The organism is Halomonas sp. G11 (genome assembly GCF_001663515.1).
GTDB lineage: Bacteria > Pseudomonadota > Gammaproteobacteria > Pseudomonadales > Halomonadaceae > Vreelandella.
In genome coordinates this window covers 59433-78751 of the sequence record NZ_LYXG01000011.1, presented here as the reverse complement: position 1 = coordinate 78751, position 19319 = coordinate 59433, and the positions used below count along the sequence as shown (strand labels likewise).

Below are 19319 nucleotides of genomic sequence, written 5' to 3'. Positions count from 1 at the left end.
TAATGGCCCGTGAGGCTTGACCCTATAACACCCAAGGGGTCTGGTCGTGATGATAACGACGAGTGTGAAGACACTCAGAGAACCGGATACGCGTACTGAGCCAAGTGTTGATGACACAGGGCTTGGTAAGAGACGCACACAAAACACAGCATGATATGCATTTACAGTTACGCCTGACGACCATAGCAAGCGTGAACCACCTGATCCCTTGCCGAACTCAGCAGTGAAACCGCTTCGCGCCGATGGTAGTGTGGGGTCTCCCCATGCGAGAGTAGGTCATCGTCAGGCACCTATACCGCAGAAAACCCAGCCATCGGCTGGGTTTTTTGTTTTAGGGGTCTCCCATGGAGAGTAGCGGAGAGCCGCCCTGGCCATCGTCAGGCACCTATGCCGCAGAAACCCCCGAGTACATCGTGCTCGGGGGTTTTGTGTGCGTGGAATGGTGATTAATTGTCCCTGTGATGCTGGCAAATACCACCCGCCCAGGTTTCATAGATGGCTCGGTCGTCGGCCAGCATCATCAAAGCGAACAAGCGTTCTCCCAGCGTTTTACAGTGATTGATGCGACGCTTAAGCAGCGACGTTGCCTGGGTGTCGATCACTACAAAGTCAGCCTCAAGCGTGGGCGCCAATTGACCGATATGGCTATCCAGCGAGAGTGCCTTTGCATTTCCCTTGGTTAAACCATAAAAACCCTGCCAGGCGGTAAGTGGCTGTCCGCGTAGCTGACCCACTTGATAGGCTGCTTTAAGCGTTCCAAAGCCTGATAAATCAGTGCCTGCGCCGATATCGCTGGCGTAGGTAAATGCCATGCCGGTTTCATTCGCGGCCTCTCGGTCAAAGAGCCCGCTGCCTAGGAAGAGATTAGAGCTAGGGCAAAAAGCAATATTCGCACCGCGACTCGCCAACCGTTTACGCATACCGTTATCAAGATGAATGCCGTGAGCAAAGGTGCTGCGAGGGCCAACAAGGCCCGCTTCTTCATATACGGCCAAATAGTCACGGCTACCGGGAAACAGTTCTGCCACCCAGTCAAGCTCCCCGCTGTTTTCCGCTAGATGAGTCTGTAACCATAGGCTGGGGTCATTACGCAGAAGAGCGCCTGCCGCATCCATTTGCGTTTTGGTCGACGTAGGCGCAAAGCGAGGGGTAACGCTATACCCCAGCCGCTGCTTGCCGTGCCAGTCTTCAATCAGTCGCTCACTGTCGGCAATACCCGTCGTGCCGTCCATAAGCCCCTCGGGCGCGTTGCGGTCCATCAATACCTTGCCGACCAGCATACGCAACTGACGTTTTTGACAGGCGGAAAAAAAGGCATCCACGGAGCCGGGATGGCTAGAGCCGAATACCTGAGAGGTGGTTGTACCCGCGCGCAGCATTTCATCAAGAAAAGCATTGGATAGCGCTTCTGCATGGGCATGATTGGCAAAGCGACACTCTTCGGGGAAGGTGTAGTCGTTTAGCCAGTCAAGCAGTTGGCGGCCATAGGAGGCCATTATATCCAACTGGACATAGTGAACATGGGTATCGATAAACCCCGGCATGATCAGCTTATCGCGATAGTCCAATACATCACTGTTTTCCGGTAGTGACGGCAGTAATTCATTGAAATGGCCGACGGCATGAATATGCTGGCCTTTCAGCCAGAGTAAGCCGTCGCCGTAGTGCTCTAAGCTGCCCGGCTCGGGCGTATCGCCATCCCCAGGGTCGCGGGCAAAACTAATCAATTCGGCACGAATAAACGTATCGGTAGCAGGATTCATATTAACTCTGGGGCGTCTTCGTATCGTCAACTAAAGCACGTGCAGCGTTAGGCTCAAGACCACGTGTTTCTGGTGAGGTGGGTTTGTCGGTTAGCCACAGCAATTCGGTGACCACCGTCAAGGCAATGGCATAGGGCGTCTTGTTGCTGAGCTTGGTGGCGTGGATGCGTCCGATGGGACTTCGCACACGCTTAATTTTCTCGGCGTCATGGCCTGCTCGCTTTAGACGTCCCTGAAAGCTTGACCATTTACTGTCGCTGCCAATTAGTCCGATAGAAGCGACATCAGCGCGCTCAATGAGGCCTGCAATCAGGGCGTAATCCTGATCGTGGCTATGGGTCAGTACGAGCGCATGCGTTTGCGGTGGTAATTCCGAGACTGCCCGCTGGGGATCCCCAAGCGTATGACAGCCTAGACGCGGTTGCTGTTGTAGCTGTTCACTGAAGATCTCGCTTCGGCTATCGTACCAGTGCAACTGCCAAGGGAGGGGGGCGCTCAAGTTAACGATTTCGCGACCGACATGGCCCGCGCCAAATATAGCGACATGGGCTTCTGCACCGGGAAAGACTTCCAGCAGGATGTTGACGAAGCCGCCGCAGCACTGACCGCTACGCCCACCCAGGGAAAAAGCCTCCAGGTGTAAGCCGTAGCACTGCTGCTGTAATAAGTTACGTGCAGCGCTGATCGTCTGCCACTCGAAAGTACCGCCACCCAGCGTATCGAAGATAGCATCAATAGTAATCACCATCCGCGCACCGGGCTCTCGGGGTGTCGAGCCTGCGCTGGTCACCTGAGTGGCTAGTACATGCGGAATGCCATCGCGCTGTAAGCGATGCAGCGCCGCATGCCAGTTTTCTGGAGCGGTTAGGGTCATAGCGCTTTCTGCCTGATGGCATTGGCCGCCAACATGACCCGTTCAGGTGTCGCCGGGGTATCGAGATGGGGCGATGCCTGATAGCCCGTCAGGCTTGAGAGGGCGTCCCGCAGCGCTGACCAAACGCAAATCCCCAGCATGAAGGGCGGCTCGCCGACGGCTTTGGAGCGATAAAGGCTCGCCATGGAGTTGGGGTGGCCTTCCAGCAGTTCGACATTGAAAATCGGTGGCAGGTTGCCGAAAGTGGGAATCTTATAAGTCGCTGGCCCGTCGCTGATCAGCGTGCCGTTATCATTCCATTTGAGCTCTTCGCTGGTCAGCCACCCCATGCCCTGTATAAAGCCGCCTTCCACCTGGCCCATGTCAATGGCAGTGTTAAGTGAATCGCCCACATCGTGGAGTATATCCACGCGCTCCACCTGATATTCACCCGTCAGTGTATCCACGCTGACTTCGCCTACTGCTGCGCCGAAGGCATAGTAATAGAAAGGGCGCCCCTGGCCGGTGGCGCGGTCGTAATAAATCAGCGGCGTTGCATAAAAGCCTTTTTCCGATAGCGAAATACGGTTGAGATAAGCGGTCTGGACGAGTTCCCCCCAGGCGATGCGGCGCTCACTCTCGCCGATACCGGAAATCAGCATATCGTCTTCCAGGCGCATACCTTCACGGTCCAGACCTTCTGAATAGTGCTCTGCGGCAAAGTCGAACAGCCGCTCCCGGAGCTTGCTGGCGGCGTCCCGTGCCGCCATGCCGTTCAGGTCGGCACCGCTGGAGGCGGCAGTGGGCGATGTATTGGGCACCTTGTCTGTACGGGTTGCACTGATGCGGACGCTGTCCAGATCCAATCCCAGCTCTCGAGCGACTACCTGACAGATCTTGGTATGTAGGCCCTGGCCCATTTCCGTCCCACCATGATTGATCATGATACTGCCATCGGTATACACGTGAAGCAACGCGCCGGCCTGATTCAGATGCTGAGCAGTAAACGAGATGCCAAACTTGACCGGGGTAAGGGCGAGGCCCTTTTTGATAATTGGACTTGCCGCATTGAAGGCGGTAATGGCCCCACGACGCGACCAGTAGTCGCTGCTGTGTTCCAGCGTATCCACCAGGGTGTGAAGCAATTGTGTCTGATCAACCCGCTGGCCATAGTGGGTAATGTCGCGCCCCTGGCGATAGAAATTGCGCTTCCGGATGGTCAGCGGATCCTCACCGATCCGACGGGCGATGTCATCCATGGCGGCCTCAATGATCATCATTCCCTGCGGCCCACCAAAACCTCGAAAAGCAGTGTTTGAGGCCGTGTGAGTCTTGGCGCGATGCCCTGTCACCCGCGCATTGCCCAACGAGTAGGCGTTATCGGCATGAAACATGGCACGATCGACAATGGCGTCAGAGAGGTCGGGCGAGTAGCCGCAGTCGCCAATCAAGGTGATCTCGCCACCTTCGATGACTCCTTGATGATCGACCGCCAACTGATAGCGGTTATGGAAAGGATGGCGCTTACCCGTGGCGCGGGTATCCTCGCTGCGTGGCAATCGGAGACGGGTGGCCTTGCCCGTTCGGCGGGCAAAAAGCGCTGCCACACAGGCCCAGGGAGAGGCCTGGGTTTCCTTGCCGCCAAAGCCACCACCCATGCGACGCACTTCAACGGTTACCGCGTGGAAAGGAATGCCGAGCACTTCAGCAACGAGCTTTTGGGTCTCGCTTGGGTGCTGGTTGGAGGTATGGACGATGACGCCTTCATCTTCGCTGGGCAATACAATACATGCCTGTCCTTCCAGGTAGAAATGCTCTTGTCCACCAATAAAAAGCTCGCCTTCGATTCGCTGCGATGCTTGTTCCAGGGTTGCCTGCCAGTCACCACGCTCTTGAACGTGGGTCGGGCGAACAAACTCTTCACGCTCGGTAGCCTCGACAGGATCAAGGCTGGCGGGTTGTTCATCGATATCCAGCCTGGCAAGTTTCACGGCCCGGCGCGCGGCCTGTAAGGTGGTCGCAGCCACTGCAAAGAGACACTGGCCTGCATAGCTGATTTCCCGGTCCACGAAGATAGGGTCACCCGGGAACACCGGGCCAATGTCAGTGTGCCCCGGTACATCATCAAACGTTATAACATCGATAACCCCAGGTGCCTGTCTGACCGCCTCAAGGTCGAGCTTGGTTAACGTGCCATGGGCGACTGGCGATAAGCCAAGTGCAACGTGCAGGGCATCTGCTGGCGTTTTGATATCGTCAATGTAAGCTGCCTTACCCGTGACGTGTTTGTGAGCGCTTTCGTGAAAGCTTGCACTGCCTGCCTGGCGTTGACTCTGGCTATCGACCGTATGGCGAGCAAGTGGACCGGAGCCTTGAATATGGTCATGCAATTCGCGGCGGGCTCGGTGGCTGTCAGCATCGAGTCTAGTGAGCGTACGCATGGAGCATCACCTCCTGGTTGGGCGCACAAAGCGTCAGGTACAGGCGCTCTAGCAGGTTGCGAGCGGCCTGCTGGCGATAAAGCTGGCTACCCCGCACATCGCTCATGGGGGTGAATTCGTCGTCAAGTGCCTGCTGGGCCGCTTGAAAGCTGGTTTTCGACACTGACTGGCCTTCCAGTGCTTTCTCGATCGCAAGGGCTCGTTTAGGGGTTGCGGCCATGCCGCCGAACGCAATGCGCACGTCGAACATGACGCCTGCTTCCAGGCGATAGCAGAAAGCGCCCAACACCGCTGATATGTCATCTTCCCGACGCTTGGAGAGTTTCCATACCTTCAGTGTAGCGGTATCAGCCAGTTTGGGCAGAAACACCCGGCTGACCACTTCATCTGCAGCTAATGCGGTTTTTTTATAATCGATAAAAAACGTACTCAACGGGATTTGCCGCGAGCCGTCAGCGTTTGTCAGTTCCACCCAGGCATCAAGTGCCTGCAGAACGGGGGGTGTATCACCAATGGGAGACGCGTTGGCGATATTGCCGCCGATGGTGCCTGTATTGCGTATTTGCTGGGAGCCGAGACGGTGTAACAAATGAGCAAAGGCCGGGAAGTGGGCCTCCAATAGCGGTTCAAGATGGGTATAGGTGACGCCAGCGCCTACCCACCAGCCTGATTGTCCCTGAAAAGAGGCTTCCTCAATCCGGCGGAGCTCGTCTATCCGGGTAACATCAATCAGTTGATTCAGTTCGACCAGGCGCTGAGTGATTTCCAGCCATAGATCCGTTGCACCGGCGACGAGGCGAGCATCAGGATAACGGCGGCGGATTCTGGTCAGTTCATCCAGCGTACTTGGCTGGGCAAACAGCGATGCGTTTTCATCGACCTGATCAGGGTTGGACACTGAGGTCGCTGGTAATGAGGCGTCAAACCATTGAGGGGTTTGCCAGGGCAATGATTGCATGCTCAAGGCTGCATCGCGGATAGGGCGATAGCCGGTACAGCGGCATAAATTGCCACCTAGCACGGCTTCAAGGCGTTCAGGGGTCAAAGGGATAGGGCGGCGCTGCTGAGTGGTATGCAGCGTAAACAGCGACATGACGATACCCGGCGTGCAAAAGCCGCACTGACTGCCGTGACATTCAACCATGGCCTGCTGCGCAGGGTGCAACTGATTGTCTTGCGCCAAGCCTTCGACGGTGACCAGGTGCCGACTGTTGAGCTGGTGAGCTGGCGTGATGCAGGCATTGACGCTTTGAAAGCACGCTTTAGCATCACTCGGGTTGCGAACGGCGACCGTACAGGCGCCACAATCGCCGGAGGCGCACCCCTCTTTAGTGCCCGTCAGCCCCAAATGGTCGCGTAATAGCGTTAAAATGCTCGTGTCCGGTGGCACGTCGCCTTGCCTGGGGGTGCCATTGAGCAAAAACTCAATCGTCGCCATACCAAACTCCGTTTTCATTGTTCTGACCGATCGGTCAATATCGTTTGAGCTTGAGACAAAATGGACGGTTATGCAAGGCTTCGATTGTTGCACTGATAAGGTGCGAAGAACCGTATTGTGCGGGGCTTTGGAGCATGTAATGTGAAGCGCCGTTAACTTCCATACTCATCTACCCAGCACCTGATAAAGGAACTCAGTGAATGACGGCTGAAACAGCAGACCAGGATAACGTCGGTCGGGAGCGCATCGAATACTGCATTTTGCGCGCGGCTGAACAGGTGTTTTCGCAATATGGTTATCGGGGAGCGAGCCTCCAGGCGATTGCCGATAAAGCCGGTCTGCCCAAAGCGAATATTCTGTATTACATGGGCAGCAAACAGGCGCTCTATGTCCGGCTGCTCAATCGCATGATGAGCCGATGGAATGCGGTGCTTGAGGACATCACGCCAGAAAGCGACCCAGGACGTGTGCTCAGCGAATTCATTCGCACCAAGATAGTGCTTGGTCAGCGTTATCCCGAAGGCTCAAAACTGTTTGCCGCTGAAATTTTAGCCGGGGCGCCTTTTCTGAATAAATATCTGTCTGGCGAACTACGCGATTGGGTCGCTTCTCGAGCGGCCATCATTCGCCAGTGGTCGAATCAGGGCAAGATGGACGACCTGGACCCGCACTTGCTGATTTTTCTCATTTGGTCCGCGACTCAGCATTACGCTGAATATAGTGCCCAGGTCACCGGGATTCTGGGTAAAGAGGCACTGGATGAAGCAGACCTTGAATCGATTTGCCAATTTCTTGAGCAGGTGATCATCAAAGGCTGTGGCGTTCAGCGCCCCGATGCATCACTCGCAGCGCCGCGGTGACTGGTATGTCCACGCTACCCATTGAGGCGCATTTAGCCTCCCTGAAAGAAACCCTGGACAGCCATAATCGACTCATTCTGGTGGCCCAGCCTGGCGCGGGGAAGACGACGCGGGTGCCTCTGACGCTTTTGAATAGCCATTGGGCGCAAGGGAAAACGCTCTTGCTGCTTGAACCACGGCGGGTCGCAGCGCGGTTAGCGGCCAGTTTCATGGCCCGGCAACTCAATGAATCGGTAGGCCATACAGTGGGTTATCGAATGCGGGGCGACAGCCAGGTAAGCCGGTATACCCGTCTGGAAGTCGTCACCCAGGGGGTGCTGACCCGTATGCTGCAGGATGATCCGCTGCTGGAGGGCGTTGGCGGCATCATCTTTGATGAGTTCCATGAACGCAGCATCGAGGCGGACCTGGGCCTGGCGCTGGCACTGGATGTACAGCAAAGCATTCGCGACGATTTACGCCTCATTGTGATGTCCGCCACTATCGATGTGGCGGCTTTACAAAAGGTGCTTGGGCAACAGACGCCGGTGATTGAAAGCACCGGGCGCCAGTACCCGGTTGAAACGATCTATTGGCCGGTACCGCGTGATACCGCTCTGGAGACACGCGTCTGTGAGGCTGTCGGTGACGCCTTAAATCGATCGGGGGCGCGGGATATTCTGGTGATTCTACCGGGCGTGGCCGAGATACACCGGCTGGTGAAGAAGCTGGAGGATAGCTTCCTCGATATCGAAGTGCGTGCGTTGCATGGTCGCATGTCAGTAGAAGCGCAACAGGCGGCCCTTCAGCAAGATGCTTCGCGTCCGCGGGTCATCGTGTCGACGGCTATCGCGGAGTCCAGCGTGACGGTGGATGGCGTGAATGTGGTGATCGACGCCGGTCTGGAGCGTGTTCCACTGTTCCAGCCTCGTTTGGGGCTCACGCAACTGACCACCCGGTGGGTTAATAGCGCCAGTGCCGATCAACGGCGCGGTCGCGCGGGGCGGCAAGGTCCAGGGCTATGTTTCCGTCTATGGTCTCAAGAGCAACCGCTCGTCCCCTTTGGTGAACCGGAAATACAGCAGGCGGACCTCTCCAGGCTGGTGCTTGAACTGGCGTCCTGGGGCGTACAGTCCCCTGACGACCTGACTTGGATGACCTTGCCACCCAGCGGCGCCTGGCAAAGCGGGAAAGCGCTACTGACTAAGCTTGGCATCATTGATCGATCGGGCATGTTGACCCCGTTGGGTGAACAATGTGCGCGCTGGCCGGTAGCACCAAGGCTTGCTGCGATGTTGGTGAAATCAGCCGAGATCAACGCGACGGCATTAGCCTGTGGGCTGGCCGCGCTCCTTGAAAGCAGGGACCGTATCAACGGCTCGCTTCGTGATGCGCTGGATCAGCGTTTTTCTCAACCTGCACGGTACCCTGAGTGGCAGCGTGATACCAAGCGGCTGGCACGAATGGCCAAAGCCAATTTTCCCGCTAAGGTTGAAGACGCATCGTTAGGTGCGCTTGTGGCACTGGCGTATCCAGAGCGTATTGGTCAGCGCATCAGCCCAGGTCGTTTCAAGCTCGCTAATGGTAAAACGGCCACCTTGCCGATCAGCCATCCGCTTGCCAATGAACCTTACCTGGTGGCCGTCAACGTGGAGGGTGCGACCAGCGAAGCGACGATATACGTGGCGGAGCCGCTTCCACTAGATACCCTTATCAGACTTTATCCAGCCACCCAGCAGTGGGTCAATCGTGTCTGTTGGTCAGACGCCCAGGGAAGGCTGATCGGCGAAAGGGTGCAGTGTCACGGTGAGCTGGTATTAGCCACTGCCGCACTTGGCAAACTGCCCGAGGAAGACGTCATGGCGGCGTTGTTGAACGCCTTGGAGCAGCGCCCTGACTTGATCTTTACGCCACCTGTTCAGCAGTTACAGGGACGTATGGCGATACTGCACGAGTCTTTTGAGGGGCGGTGGCCCGAATGGTCGGATAAGGCGTTAATAACAACGCTTGAAACCTGGCTTGCCCCCTACATGGCCGGGGTTACCCGTATGAGCCAGATGGAAAGAATGCCTTTCGAGGCGTACTTGCTGGCATCACTGACTTGGGATCAGCAGTCCCAGTTTGGGCGTTTGGCGCCTACCTTGTTGCGTGTGCCAAGTGGCCGACAAATTGCCCTTGATTATGCACCTTGCTTACAAGGTAGACCACCGGTGCTGGCGCTTAAGCTTCAGGAAGCGTTTGGCTGGCAGGAAACGCCAAGGATTGTCGATGGTCGCGTCGCCGTGATGATTCACCTGCTATCACCGGCGGGGCGCCCCCTTCAGATTACCCAGGATCTACGCAGCTTCTGGACGAATGTCTACCCTGAAGTACGTAAAGAAATGCGCGGGCGTTACCCAAAGCATCCTTGGCCGGAAAACCCTCTTTCCGCAGCTGCCACTGGCCGAACGAATAGCCGCAGATAGATGAAATGTGCTTATTTGGCCTAATGAGCCCCAAGGTTTTGTCGATCCATTATTCAGGTATCTCCCCAGGCTCACGGTAGCGTACGCCTTGAGCGCGTCGTTCCTCTTCCGTCAGCCTCTCATCCTCTGCTGGTACGCCGAATACGGTCTCCTTTGACCCGTCTTCCCAGGTGTAAGTGGTACAGCCGGACAGCAATGCCACCAGCAGGCACGAAGCCAGGGCCAGGATGCTTGTTTTCAACAGTTGCATGCTCATCAGTTATCTCCGCAGAATACGTTAAAATCAATATTATCAATCAACTATAGAAGTCGGTAGCGGAATAGTAAATTAGCAAGTGAATAATGTTCCAAAAGCGTTGAATAGTTTTCAGGGTAACATGTCGAGCGTGAACTATCGTTTAAAAAAGCCTATTACAACAGAATAGAAAGCCGTCGAAAGCAACATCGCGGCAAGCGGCAACGAGGTGAGTATGTGGTCGGTGATCAAATCGGTGCTCGCAGCGCTCATCGGTGTTCAAAATGACCGTCAAAGGCGCGAAGACTTCAGTTCCAAACATCCAGCTGCGTTTATTATTACTTTTATTATCATTACCTTAGCCTTTGTCGTGGCGCTCTGGGGGCTTGCCACTGTCGTTGCGGGATGAGCAAGCCAGCTTTATTTTTTACAAATCACGTGAACATTGGCGGGTGTTTTCTATACTGCAGTTAATAACGTTATATGGGCATTCGTCTGTTACCTATATCCATTCGGGTTGTTGGTTTCAGCCACAACAAAAAAAACAAGGGGGCTTCAATGCGCTTATGGTGGCGACCATCAGTGTTCAGTGCGGGCTTGATGAGTAGCAGCGTCTGCTTTGCTCAATCGTGGAACATGCCGCTCGGGGTGACCAATGTAAGCCGCGATATCTTCGGTCTACACATGACCATTTTCTGGATATGTGTCGTCATTGGCGTGGTGGTTTTTGGCGCTATGTTCTTCTCGCTTTTTCGCTATCGTCATTCACGAGGCGCCAAAGCCGCTCACTTTCATGAGAACACCAAGGTCGAGATTCTCTGGACGGTAATTCCTGTACTAATCCTTGTCGGCATGGCGGTGCCGGCGACGGCTACGTTAAAGAATATGTACGATGCTTCAGATGCTGAACTGGACGTTATGGTAACGGGCCAGCAATGGCGCTGGCGCTATGAATATCTGGGCGAAGATGTCGCGTTCACCTCCAACCTCAGTACGCCGCGCAGCCAGGTAAGTGGTGAAGAAGTTCGCGGAGAGAATTATCTCCTGGAGGTTGATGAGCCACTAGTCCTGCCGATCAATCGTAAAATCCGTTTTTTAATGACGTCAGATGACGTTATACATTCCTGGTGGGTGCCCGATCTCGCCGTCAAGCAAGATACGGTTCCTGGGTTTGTTAACGAAAACTGGGTCAGGATCAATGAGCCAGGCATATATCGCGGCCAGTGTGCAGAGCTGTGTGGCATTGACCATGGCTTCATGCCGGTCGTGGTTCAGGCCATGGAAGAAGAGGCCTTCGATGACTGGCTGATGGAACGTAAAAAAGCAGCTGAGCAAGAAGCGCAGGGGGTTGGGCGTGAATGGGCAATGGAAGAATTAATGGACAGAGGAGAGTCTGTCTATGAATCCATTTGTGCATCATGCCACCAACCAGATGGACAGGGTTCTCCCCCCGCATTTCCAGCACTCGCGGGAAATCAGCAGTTGATTGATGATCTCGACTGGCACTTGGACAAAGTCATCAATGGCGTTTCGGGTGCCGCAATGCCTGCGTTCCGCAATACGCTTAATCCGGTTGAAATTGCTGCGGTCGTTACCTATACGCGAAACGCCTGGGGGAACGATACCCAGGAGCAGGTGCAGCCCGCGCGCGTTGCAGAACAAACAGAATGATCGATAGGCACTGCAGGTTACGGCGAAAAGAATAAATTTGGAGACAGATATGGCACCCAGGATACCTTTGCAGTCTACGCTACAGCACAGCGATGCGGTTGCGACAGCGGGTGGTGCTGCCGATCATTCGGCGCAACCGACGGGATGGCGTCGTTGGGTCTTGACGACCAACCATAAAGAGATCGGCACGCTTTATTTGATTTTTTCCTTATCCATGTTTTTTGTTGGAGGCATCTTTGCGCTTGTTGTGCGTGCCGAGTTATTCCAGCCTGGATTACAGTTGGTCGAACCAGAGTTTTTTAACCAGATGACCACCATGCACGGCCTGATCATGGTGTTTGCAGCTGTCATGCCTGCTTTTACTGGGCTTGCCAACTGGATGATACCGTTACAGATCGGTGCGCCCGATATGGCGCTGCCGCGTTTGAACAACTTTAGCTTCTGGCTGCTTCCCGTTGCTTTCACGCTGTTGCTTTCTACGTTGCTGATGCCGGGTGGCGGTCCTAACTTTGGGTGGACATTCTATGCGCCACTATCGACCACCTATGCGCCAGCATCAACGACCTTCTTTATCCTTGCGCTGCACATCGCGGGTATCAGCTCCATTTTGGGGGCGATCAATATCATCGCTACCATTTTAAATATGCGCGCCCCGGGCATGCGGCTGATGGACATGCCTCTATTCGTATGGACGTGGTTAATCACTGCCTTTTTGTTAATTGCCGTTATGCCCGTTCTGGCTGGCGTCATTACCATGATGCTGATGGATATCAACTTTGGCACCAGTTTCTTTGATGCAGGGGGTGGCGGGGACCCCGTGCTTTTTCAACACCTTTTCTGGTTTTTTGGCCACCCTGAAGTTTACATCATGATCTTGCCAGCCTTCGGCATCGTGTCGGCCATTATCCCGACGTTCGCTCGAAAGCCTCTTTTTGGCTACGCCTCGATGGTTTATGCCACGGCGGCAATTGCCTTATTGTCTTTTCTGGTATGGGCGCATCATATGTTTGTGGTGGGGCTGCCATTAGTGGCTGAATTATTTTTCATGTATTCGACGATGCTGATTGCCGTGCCTACTGGGGTTAAAGTCTTCAATTGGGTGACGACGCTTTTTCGCGGTTCGATTAGCTTTGAGTCTCCCATGCTGTTTGCGCTTGCCTTTGTGGTGCTGTTTACCATCGGTGGCTTTTCAGGCCTGATGCTTGCTATTGCGCCAGCGGATTTTCAATATCATGACACTTACTTTGTCGTCGCCCATTTTCATTATGTGCTGGTACCAGGCGCCATCTTTGCCATCATGGCGGGTGTTTATTACTGGTTGCCCAAGTGGACAGGGCATTATCCAAACGAAACGCTAGCAAAGTGGCATTTCTGGTTTTCAGTGATCGGGGTCAATTTAACATTTTTCCCGATGCACTTTGCCGGTTTAGCCGGTATGCCAAGACGTATACCTGATTACGCACTTCAGTTTGCCGATTTTAATCTGGTATCCAGCATAGGTGCCTTCTTTTTTGGAACATCGCAATTGCTTTTCGTTCTGGTGATTATTTTATGTGTAAGAGGCGGTAAACCGGCTCCCGCCAAGGCGTGGGAAGGTGCTGTGGATTTAGAGTGGACGGTACCCAGTCCTGCTCCTCTACATACGTTCGAGACACCCCCCGTGTTTCGACAAATAGAAAAATAGGTTATCAATATTCAGTCATCTGGAGTGAAATATGCGCTCACACCAAACGGAAGGCGTCAGGAAAACAGTCACCAAGACGATTGTCGCCTTGATTGGTATGTTTGCATTTGCGTTTGCATTAGTGCCTCTTTACGACGTTTTTTGTGAAGTAACGGGTATTAATGGAAAGGTGAGTACCTCCGCGCAACAGGCTTTGGGCAATGATGTTAACCGTGATCGCTATGTGACGGTTCAGTTCGTCACCCGGACAAGTGCCGGGCTTCCGTGGCAACTTGGTGTGGAAACCCGCCAAGTCCAGGTACATCCCGGTCAGATGACGGAGGTTGACTTTACATTCTCCAACCGTAGCCAGTCGGCCAGTTGGGGGCGGGCAGTTCCCAGCGTCAGTCCATCTGTTGCTAGCGCTCATGTGCGAAAGGTAAGTTGCTTTTGCTTTCAGGAACAGCGGCTTGATGCCAACGAGAACCTTACCATCCCGCTTGTTTTTCAACTGGACAATACTCTGCCAGAGGATATAGCGACCGTGACATTGGTCTATACGCTGTATCCCTTGGAGGAAAGCAACGACCGCCCGGCAGTGGCACAATATATGAATAACAAAAACGGGGAGATGTAACATGAGTGGCGGAAGTTATTATGTCCCAGCCAAAAGCTATTGGCCGATCCTAGGTTCTTTGGCAACCGGTTTTATGATGGCGGGTTTGGGTGCGCAGCTTGTTTATGGCAGTACAAGCTTACTGATTGCAATAGGTGTCATCTCCGTTATAGCGGTCATGGCATTCTGGTTTCGTGATGTGATCAATGAGTCTCACTTGGGCCTATATGATAGCCAGATGGATCGCTCTTTCCGCTGGGGGATGGGGTGGTTCATCTTTTCCGAAGTGATGTTTTTCGCCGCGTTTTTCGGTGCGCTTTTTTACGTTCGCATGTTTGCTATACCCTGGTTGGGCGGTGAGGGGGCAAAAGGTGTGTCGGCACTTTTATGGCCGAACTTTATTGCCGAATGGCCTTTGTTGAGCCCTCCGGATGCCTCGGTTTCAGGGCCTGATAATGTCTTCAGCCCTTGGCAACTGCCCTTGGTGAATACGTTGCTGTTGGTCACTTCCAGTATCACATTGACAATTTCTCATGAAGCACTCAAGGCAGAAAAGCGTCGCTTGTGCAGAAACTGGCTGGCCGGAACGGTAATACTTGGCTGCTGTTTTATCTTTATTCAAGGCGTCGAGTATTATGAAGCTTACCAGCACTATGGTATTACGCTGGAAGCCGGTATTTTTGGGTCTACGTTCTTTATTTTAACGGGTTTTCACGGCGTTCATGTCATTATTGGCACCTTGATTCTTATGGTGATGCTGGCGCGTATTATACGCGGGCATTTTTCGGATACCGAGCACTTTGGTTTCGAGGCATCCTGCTGGTACTGGCACTTTGTTGATGTCGTATGGTTAGGGCTGTTTATATTCGTTTATGTCGTTTGAGTCTTCAGGTGAGTTGGCCGCTCCCGAACCCATAGACAATCAGCAATAAGAGCAGAGCAGCAAAGCCTATCCGCCATTTTAGAGATGTAAGCAGTCGCTTGGAAGAAGAGCCATCGCGTAACAGGTAACCCGCGCCTACCGCCAGGCTGATCAACATAGCGAAAAAAACAATGATAATGAGTGATTTAAGTAGCATGAAAAAGTACTCCTCATGTCGCTGGCGGCTATATGGCTGGTATGCATTCTGGCTGTCGTTGGTGCTGCTGGGCGGCTTTCTTGGTGCATGGCAGTGGGACAGGGCCAATGATAAACAAGCGGCGGCTTCAGCTCGAGACAAGGCGCCTGCATTGGTTGACCCGCAAACCTTACCCACCGAAGGGGCCGAGCTTACGCTTAATGGTGAGTATATATCCGAACATACCTTTTTTTTAGATAACCGAATTGTCGACGGACGTTTGGGAGTTGCCGTTTTAACCCCGTTTAAAGATAGGTTCGGGCAGTACTGGTTGATTCAGCGTGGTTTTGTTGAAACCGGCACCAGTCGTGACTCACCGAGTATAACGACGCCCCAGAAACAAGTCTCTATAACCGGGAAATGGCAGCAAGCAAGGGATGATGGCTTGTTATTTGGGCCCAACCTGGAAAAAGAACGCCTCCAACAAATCAGTCTTACGCCTTGGCAGGGAGTGCTACCTGACTTTCGTTACCAGGGGTGGGTGCATGCGCAGACCGGCGATGGCGTTTTTTCAGAATGGTGGCAAGCCAATGTGATGCCTGCGAGTCGGCACATTGCCTATGCATTTCAGTGGTGGGGGCTTGCGCTGGTAGCACTGATCACGATGTGGGTGGGCAGGCGTTATCTTTACTCGAGCCAAAAGCATCAGGGGGGACATGATGACAGCCATTAAACCCGTCAATCGTCAGCGGATTAAATTGCTCTTGATCTTCATTATTTTTTCCGCGCCTATTATCACCGCCTGGGGAATGGTTGAGTGGCGTATTGGCGTTCCTGAGCAGATCACGGCTCACGGTTCACCTGCTGATCAACTCCCATTGCTTGAGCATTGGCCTCTTGAAACGGTTTCAAAGGCTGGCGTTGGCGAAGATCACTGGACATTAGCGTTTGATTGCTCTGTTCAGTGTGCTGAACGTCGAGACATCCTGTGGCGAATGCATCGCGCTCTGGGCCGTGACGCTCATCGGTTGGCGCGATTGAATATCGGCGGAGAAGGTCAGGCATTGCCTGGTGAGCAACTGGCGCGCTGGGAGGAGCCCCCCTCATGGCGAAAAGCGAATAGCGTGTGGTTGATCGATCCCCAGGGGCGACCTGCGTTGTCATTTCCTGCGTCTGTACCGGTGGCAGATATACTCGACGACACGCAACATTTATTCAAAGTCAACGCCATGTAGCCTAGAGCAAGCGCTTTGCCGTGGGAGGACTCGATGGTTGATCAACAGCGTATTGCCGTCGTCAAGGGGCTGTCATTTATCGGTATCTTTTTTACCGTTCTGGTGATGTTGGTAGGCGCCTGGACCCGCTTGTCCGATGCGGGTTTAGGTTGCCCCGATTGGCCAGGGTGTTACGGGCAGTGGGTGGTGCCTACAGCAGATGACGCTGCGGTGAGCTATCCGGCCTTCCCATTGGAAGCATCGAAAGCCTGGCTTGAAATGTTCCATCGTTATGTTGCAACCATGCTTGGCGCGACGGTCATTCTGCTTCTGTGGCTGGGTTGGCCACTCAGACATGTAAAGCAATATCCATGGTATATAAGCATCATCTTGTTAATGGCTATTACTGCCCAAGGGACGTTTGGCGCCTTGACCGTCACCCTTAAATTATGGCCCCAGGTGGTTACGCTGCATTTGCTGGGTGGTATGGGGATTCTGTTGCTGTTTGTATTGCTGCATTGCCGTCTGAAAGCATTACAGCAAAATGCTGATCGGCTACCACGGCGGACATCCGCATATTGGTGGGTGGTGGCCGTACTATTATGTTGCCAGATTGCACTGGGGGGCTGGGTTTCGAGCAACTATGCGGGCATCTCATGCCAGGGCTTTCCGTCGTGCAATGCTCAATGGTGGCCGGAAATGGATATTAGTGAAGGCTTCCATTTGACCCAAACCGTAGGGCCCAATTATTTGCACGGTCAACTGCACGCTGATGCGCGAACCGCGATCCATATGATGCATCGGCTGGGCGGTGGCTTGCTGGGAGTGGCTCTGATGGTCTTGTGGTGGCGATATCGGCATGACAGCGCGGCGCACGGTTTACTGATGGTATTGAGGATCTACGGCCTTCAAGTAGGCCTCGGCATCGCCAGTGTTGTCCTGTGGCTGCCGCTTTGGTTGGCATTACTGCATACCGCCGGCGCGATGGCGCTTAGTGTCAGCTATTTAATTGCCTGGCGGCAGTGGCGATACAGCACGATGGATAAAAATGCTTACGGGCTTAATTTTCCACCGGCGGCAAACTATTTATCGCCTGATAAGGCAAGTTCACACCCCGAAGTAGTACCGCTCGCTGCCAATCGACAAGCCCGATATGATTAGCGTGATCGATAAAGATGCTGTAAGGTCGCCGTCATAGACATGTACAATTCTGGTAAAGCAATTGACCAGTTTGCATAAGGAGCATCATGAGTCTGACGTATGCATTGTTACTTCTCCTGGTTGCGGTTGTGGTGATTGTCGCACTGGGGGGCTACGCCTACCGCTTACGCAAGGAAGTCAAGCGGCGTGATGCGTTTCGCGTCGCTGAAGACCAACAGGCACAGTTGAAGAGCCTGGAGAATCTGGATTGGGTAACCGCTGCTCTGGTTCAGGAGCAGGTCGACATTACCGAAGGCGCCTGGCGTTGCAAAGTGCTGCTTGAGATTATCGACCCGAGCCTGACTGAAAAGCCGGAGTTCCAGGCCTTTGCAGAGCATTATGAGCGTACAAAGCACCTTAAAACCCATTCGGCCAGGCAGAAATTGACGCCGCGCGAGCGCATGGAAGAAGACCGTGAACGTCTTGCCGCGGAAGAGCAAATGCGCAGTGCCGTGTTAGCCGCTGCTCAAGCTGTGATGACATGGCGTAAAAAGGGTGGGCAAGGGCTTCATTGAGCGGTCTGTAGAGTGATTGCCCATTTTTTTAAGTGTAATGGCTGGTTTATAGTGTTCTTCGGGCTTAATTTGCTATGCTGAGGTGTAACAGCGTCTTCAACAAGTTGATATATCGACATGTTGCCTAAGGGCATTGTTTCGGTACCATGAGCAACAGCCTCACACCGGGGAAGACAAATTCAGGCGGTGTCAGGCAAGCGAAAAATGGATGCTCTCGCTTAAAAAAAGAAGCATTAGATGATCTGGTTACTAATGACCATGTCAGCATTGGATCAAGAAGGAGTTTTGCATGAAAAAATCAACGACTGGCTTGCTAATCGGTTCTGCCTTGGTAGTGGGCCTCTCCGGCTGCGCTAGCTCGGCTTCCCAGTCTTCCGGCCAGATGGGCGCCAGCAGTGATCGTAGCTGGTACCAGCATCCGTTTGTTTGCGGCTTGGCCGGCAGCGTAATTGGTGGAAGCATCGGCTACGCGGGTAGCAGTAGCTCTGACGAAGACAAGGGTGCGGCGATTGGTGCGACAGCGGGTGCCACTATCGGCGGCATGCTGTGTGCCGATAACACCCCTGAACCTGAAGAGCCTCAGTGCCCGAGCTATGGCGGTGAAATTCCTGCCGGTGCAGCTGTCGACGCTGAAGGCTGCCCGCTGGACTCTGACAATGACGGCGTGCCGGACTATCGCGATCAGTGCCCGGGTACACCCGCAGGTGTCGAGGTAGATGCCAACGGTTGCCCGCTGGACTCTGATAACGATGGCGTGCCGGACTACCGTGACCAGTGCCCGAACACCCCAGCCGGTGTTGAAGTCAATTCACTGGGCTGCCCTGACAGCGTCGTGCTGCAAGACGTCAACTTTGAATTTGATTCCGCTCAACTGACCGCTGAAGCGCAAAATGTGCTTGATGGCGTTGCCGAGCGCTTGGTCAATAACCCCGATGTTCGCGTTCGTATTGAAGGTCACACCGATTCGGTAGGTTCTGCGCAGTACAACATGGACCTTTCCCAGGCCCGTGCTGAGTCGGTCACTGAATACCTCGCGACTCGTGGCGTCGAGTCCAACCGCATGATGGCTGAAGGTTTTGGTGAAGAGCAGCCAATCGCGACGAATGAGACAGATGCAGGTCGCGCGGAAAACCGTCGTGTAGAGCTGGATGAGTGGAACTAAGGTACGCATTTAGCGCGACGACCTTACGGTTTTAAGACGCGTTAATTGAAGGAAGCGGGGGGCTTTGGCCCCCCGCTTTTTTATTTATGCAAAGCCTGGCATCTGTTAGTCTTTGCCGTCGTTATCGTCAGCCTATTTTTTACATCATTGATAGCGAAATGTGATCCTTGGTATGGATCACCACTG

At 53.9% G+C, this 19319-nt stretch carries 18 protein-coding genes and 1 rRNA gene; 13 read left to right on the top strand and 6 right to left on the bottom strand.

Features of this window, described 5'->3' with window-relative positions; all coding sequences use genetic code 11:
- The first annotated feature begins 172 nt into the window (after positions 1-172).
- Positions 173-288: ribosomal RNA gene (gene rrf, locus ADS46_RS06095) — 5S ribosomal RNA — on the top strand.
- 158 nt (positions 289-446) lie between these two features.
- Here the strand turns inward: rrf and guaD are convergent.
- From guaD to xdhA, 4 genes are read right to left on the bottom strand one after another with little or no spacing between them, the layout of a single operon-like run.
- Positions 447-1763 carry a guanine deaminase gene (gene guaD, locus ADS46_RS06090; protein ID WP_066317638.1) on the bottom strand — a complete coding sequence of 439 codons (1317 nt, stop codon included), beginning with the start codon at positions 1761-1763 and terminating at the stop codon, positions 447-449.
- Between the two features lies 1 nt (position 1764).
- A complete protein-coding gene (gene xdhC, locus ADS46_RS06085) occupies positions 1765-2637 on the bottom strand; it encodes a xanthine dehydrogenase accessory protein XdhC (protein ID WP_066317635.1) in 873 nt (290 codons plus the stop codon).
- Complete coding sequence (xdhB, locus tag ADS46_RS06080) at positions 2634-5057, bottom strand: xanthine dehydrogenase molybdopterin binding subunit (protein ID WP_066317632.1); 2424 nt, start codon at positions 5055-5057, stop codon at positions 2634-2636. The genes xdhC and xdhB overlap by 4 nt, the downstream gene beginning before the upstream one ends.
- The gene (gene xdhA, locus ADS46_RS06075) at positions 5041-6495 is read right to left on the bottom strand and encodes a xanthine dehydrogenase small subunit (protein WP_066317629.1); all 1455 of its coding nucleotides are present in this window, start codon (positions 6493-6495) and stop codon (positions 5041-5043) included. Before xdhA ends, xdhB begins: the two co-directional genes overlap by 17 nt.
- Before the next feature lie 200 nt (positions 6496-6695).
- Between xdhA and ADS46_RS06070 the strand changes: the two genes are divergently transcribed.
- Positions 6696-7355 (top strand): TetR family transcriptional regulator C-terminal domain-containing protein, encoded by a 660-nt coding sequence (locus ADS46_RS06070; protein WP_066317626.1) that lies wholly within the window; start codon positions 6696-6698, stop codon positions 7353-7355.
- Between the two features lie 5 nt (positions 7356-7360).
- Positions 7361-9799: an ATP-dependent helicase HrpB gene (gene hrpB, locus ADS46_RS06065; RefSeq protein WP_066317623.1), complete on the top strand. Its 2439-nt coding sequence runs from the start codon at positions 7361-7363 to the stop codon at positions 9797-9799.
- 49 nt (positions 9800-9848) lie between these two features.
- Here the strand turns inward: hrpB and ADS46_RS06060 are convergent, their stop codons facing one another.
- Positions 9849-10055, bottom strand: coding sequence for a hypothetical protein (locus tag ADS46_RS06060; RefSeq protein WP_324611655.1), 207 nt, complete (start codon positions 10053-10055; stop codon positions 9849-9851).
- 214 nt (positions 10056-10269) lie between these two features.
- On the opposite strand from ADS46_RS06060, the gene ADS46_RS18485 reads away from it, so the two are divergent.
- From ADS46_RS18485 to ADS46_RS06040, 5 genes are all read left to right on the top strand, one after another.
- The gene (locus ADS46_RS18485) at positions 10270-10443 is read left to right on the top strand and encodes a DUF2970 domain-containing protein (RefSeq protein ID WP_082926004.1); all 174 of its coding nucleotides are present in this window, start codon (positions 10270-10272) and stop codon (positions 10441-10443) included.
- 191 nt (positions 10444-10634) lie between these two features.
- Complete coding sequence (gene coxB, locus ADS46_RS06055) at positions 10635-11705, top strand: cytochrome c oxidase subunit II (RefSeq protein ID WP_234346775.1); 1071 nt, start codon at positions 10635-10637, stop codon at positions 11703-11705.
- Between the two features lie 49 nt (positions 11706-11754).
- Positions 11755-13389: a cytochrome c oxidase subunit I gene (gene ctaD / locus ADS46_RS06050; RefSeq protein WP_066317620.1), complete on the top strand. Its 1635-nt coding sequence runs from the start codon at positions 11755-11757 to the stop codon at positions 13387-13389.
- Positions 13390-13420: 31 nt separating this feature from the next.
- Complete coding sequence (locus ADS46_RS06045) at positions 13421-14005, top strand: cytochrome c oxidase assembly protein (protein WP_066317618.1); 585 nt, start codon at positions 13421-13423, stop codon at positions 14003-14005.
- A 1-nt stretch (position 14006) separates the two neighbouring features.
- On the top strand, positions 14007-14867 hold the full coding sequence (locus tag ADS46_RS06040) for a cytochrome c oxidase subunit 3 (RefSeq protein WP_066317610.1): 861 nt from the start codon (positions 14007-14009) through the stop codon (positions 14865-14867).
- Between the two features lie 4 nt (positions 14868-14871).
- On the opposite strand, the gene ADS46_RS06035 is transcribed toward ADS46_RS06040, so the two are convergent.
- On the bottom strand, positions 14872-15024 hold the full coding sequence (locus ADS46_RS06035; protein WP_324611657.1) for a DUF2909 family protein: 153 nt from the start codon (positions 15022-15024) through the stop codon (positions 14872-14874).
- Between the two features lie 13 nt (positions 15025-15037).
- Between ADS46_RS06035 and ADS46_RS06030 the strand changes: the two genes are divergently transcribed.
- From ADS46_RS06030 to ADS46_RS06010, 5 genes are all read left to right on the top strand, one after another.
- Complete coding sequence (locus ADS46_RS06030) at positions 15038-15775, top strand: SURF1 family protein (RefSeq protein ID WP_234346774.1); 738 nt, start codon at positions 15038-15040, stop codon at positions 15773-15775.
- Positions 15759-16277 carry a hypothetical protein gene (locus ADS46_RS06025; RefSeq protein WP_324611654.1) on the top strand — a complete coding sequence of 173 codons (519 nt, stop codon included), beginning with the start codon at positions 15759-15761 and terminating at the stop codon, positions 16275-16277. The genes ADS46_RS06030 and ADS46_RS06025 overlap by 17 nt, the downstream gene beginning before the upstream one ends.
- Before the next feature lie 33 nt (positions 16278-16310).
- A complete protein-coding gene (locus ADS46_RS06020) occupies positions 16311-17417 on the top strand; it encodes a COX15/CtaA family protein (RefSeq protein WP_066317598.1) in 1107 nt (368 codons plus the stop codon).
- 86 nt (positions 17418-17503) lie between these two features.
- Positions 17504-17971 carry a DUF2489 domain-containing protein gene (locus ADS46_RS06015; RefSeq protein WP_066317596.1) on the top strand — a complete coding sequence of 156 codons (468 nt, stop codon included), beginning with the start codon at positions 17504-17506 and terminating at the stop codon, positions 17969-17971.
- 289 nt (positions 17972-18260) lie between these two features.
- Complete coding sequence (locus ADS46_RS06010) at positions 18261-19133, top strand: OmpA family protein (RefSeq protein WP_066317594.1); 873 nt, start codon at positions 18261-18263, stop codon at positions 19131-19133.
- Positions 19134-19319 lie beyond the last annotated feature (186 nt).

Bases quoted from the DNA above. Each gene is read 5' to 3' on its own strand.
- ADS46_RS06040 (WP_066317610.1), top strand. From the start codon at position 14,007: ATGAGTGGCGGAAGTTATTATGTCCCAGCCAAAAGCTATTGGCCGATC.
- ADS46_RS06030 (WP_234346774.1), top strand. From the start codon at position 15,038: ATGATAATGAGTGATTTAAGTAGCATGAAAAAGTACTCCTCATGTCGC.
- xdhA (WP_066317629.1), bottom strand. From the start codon at position 6,495: ATGGCGACGATTGAGTTTTTGCTCAATGGCACCCCCAGGCAAGGCGAC.
- ctaD (WP_066317620.1), top strand. From the start codon at position 11,755: ATGGCACCCAGGATACCTTTGCAGTCTACGCTACAGCACAGCGATGCG.
- ADS46_RS06010 (WP_066317594.1), top strand. From the start codon at position 18,261: ATGAAAAAATCAACGACTGGCTTGCTAATCGGTTCTGCCTTGGTAGTG.
- ADS46_RS18485 (WP_082926004.1), top strand. From the start codon at position 10,270: ATGTGGTCGGTGATCAAATCGGTGCTCGCAGCGCTCATCGGTGTTCAA.
- ADS46_RS06020 (WP_066317598.1), top strand. From the start codon at position 16,311: ATGGTTGATCAACAGCGTATTGCCGTCGTCAAGGGGCTGTCATTTATC.
- hrpB (WP_066317623.1), top strand. From the start codon at position 7,361: ATGTCCACGCTACCCATTGAGGCGCATTTAGCCTCCCTGAAAGAAACC.
- xdhB (WP_066317632.1), bottom strand. From the start codon at position 5,057: ATGCGTACGCTCACTAGACTCGATGCTGACAGCCACCGAGCCCGCCGC.
- ADS46_RS06035 (WP_324611657.1), bottom strand. From the start codon at position 15,024: ATGTTGATCAGCCTGGCGGTAGGCGCGGGTTACCTGTTACGCGATGGC.
- guaD (WP_066317638.1), bottom strand. From the start codon at position 1,763: ATGAATCCTGCTACCGATACGTTTATTCGTGCCGAATTGATTAGTTTT.
- ADS46_RS06015 (WP_066317596.1), top strand. From the start codon at position 17,504: ATGAGTCTGACGTATGCATTGTTACTTCTCCTGGTTGCGGTTGTGGTG.
- ADS46_RS06025 (WP_324611654.1), top strand. From the start codon at position 15,759: ATGATGACAGCCATTAAACCCGTCAATCGTCAGCGGATTAAATTGCTC.
- ADS46_RS06060 (WP_324611655.1), bottom strand. From the start codon at position 10,055: ATGAGCATGCAACTGTTGAAAACAAGCATCCTGGCCCTGGCTTCGTGC.
- coxB (WP_234346775.1), top strand. From the start codon at position 10,635: ATGAGTAGCAGCGTCTGCTTTGCTCAATCGTGGAACATGCCGCTCGGG.
- xdhC (WP_066317635.1), bottom strand. From the start codon at position 2,637: ATGACCCTAACCGCTCCAGAAAACTGGCATGCGGCGCTGCATCGCTTA.
- ADS46_RS06045 (WP_066317618.1), top strand. From the start codon at position 13,421: ATGCGCTCACACCAAACGGAAGGCGTCAGGAAAACAGTCACCAAGACG.
- ADS46_RS06070 (WP_066317626.1), top strand. From the start codon at position 6,696: ATGACGGCTGAAACAGCAGACCAGGATAACGTCGGTCGGGAGCGCATC.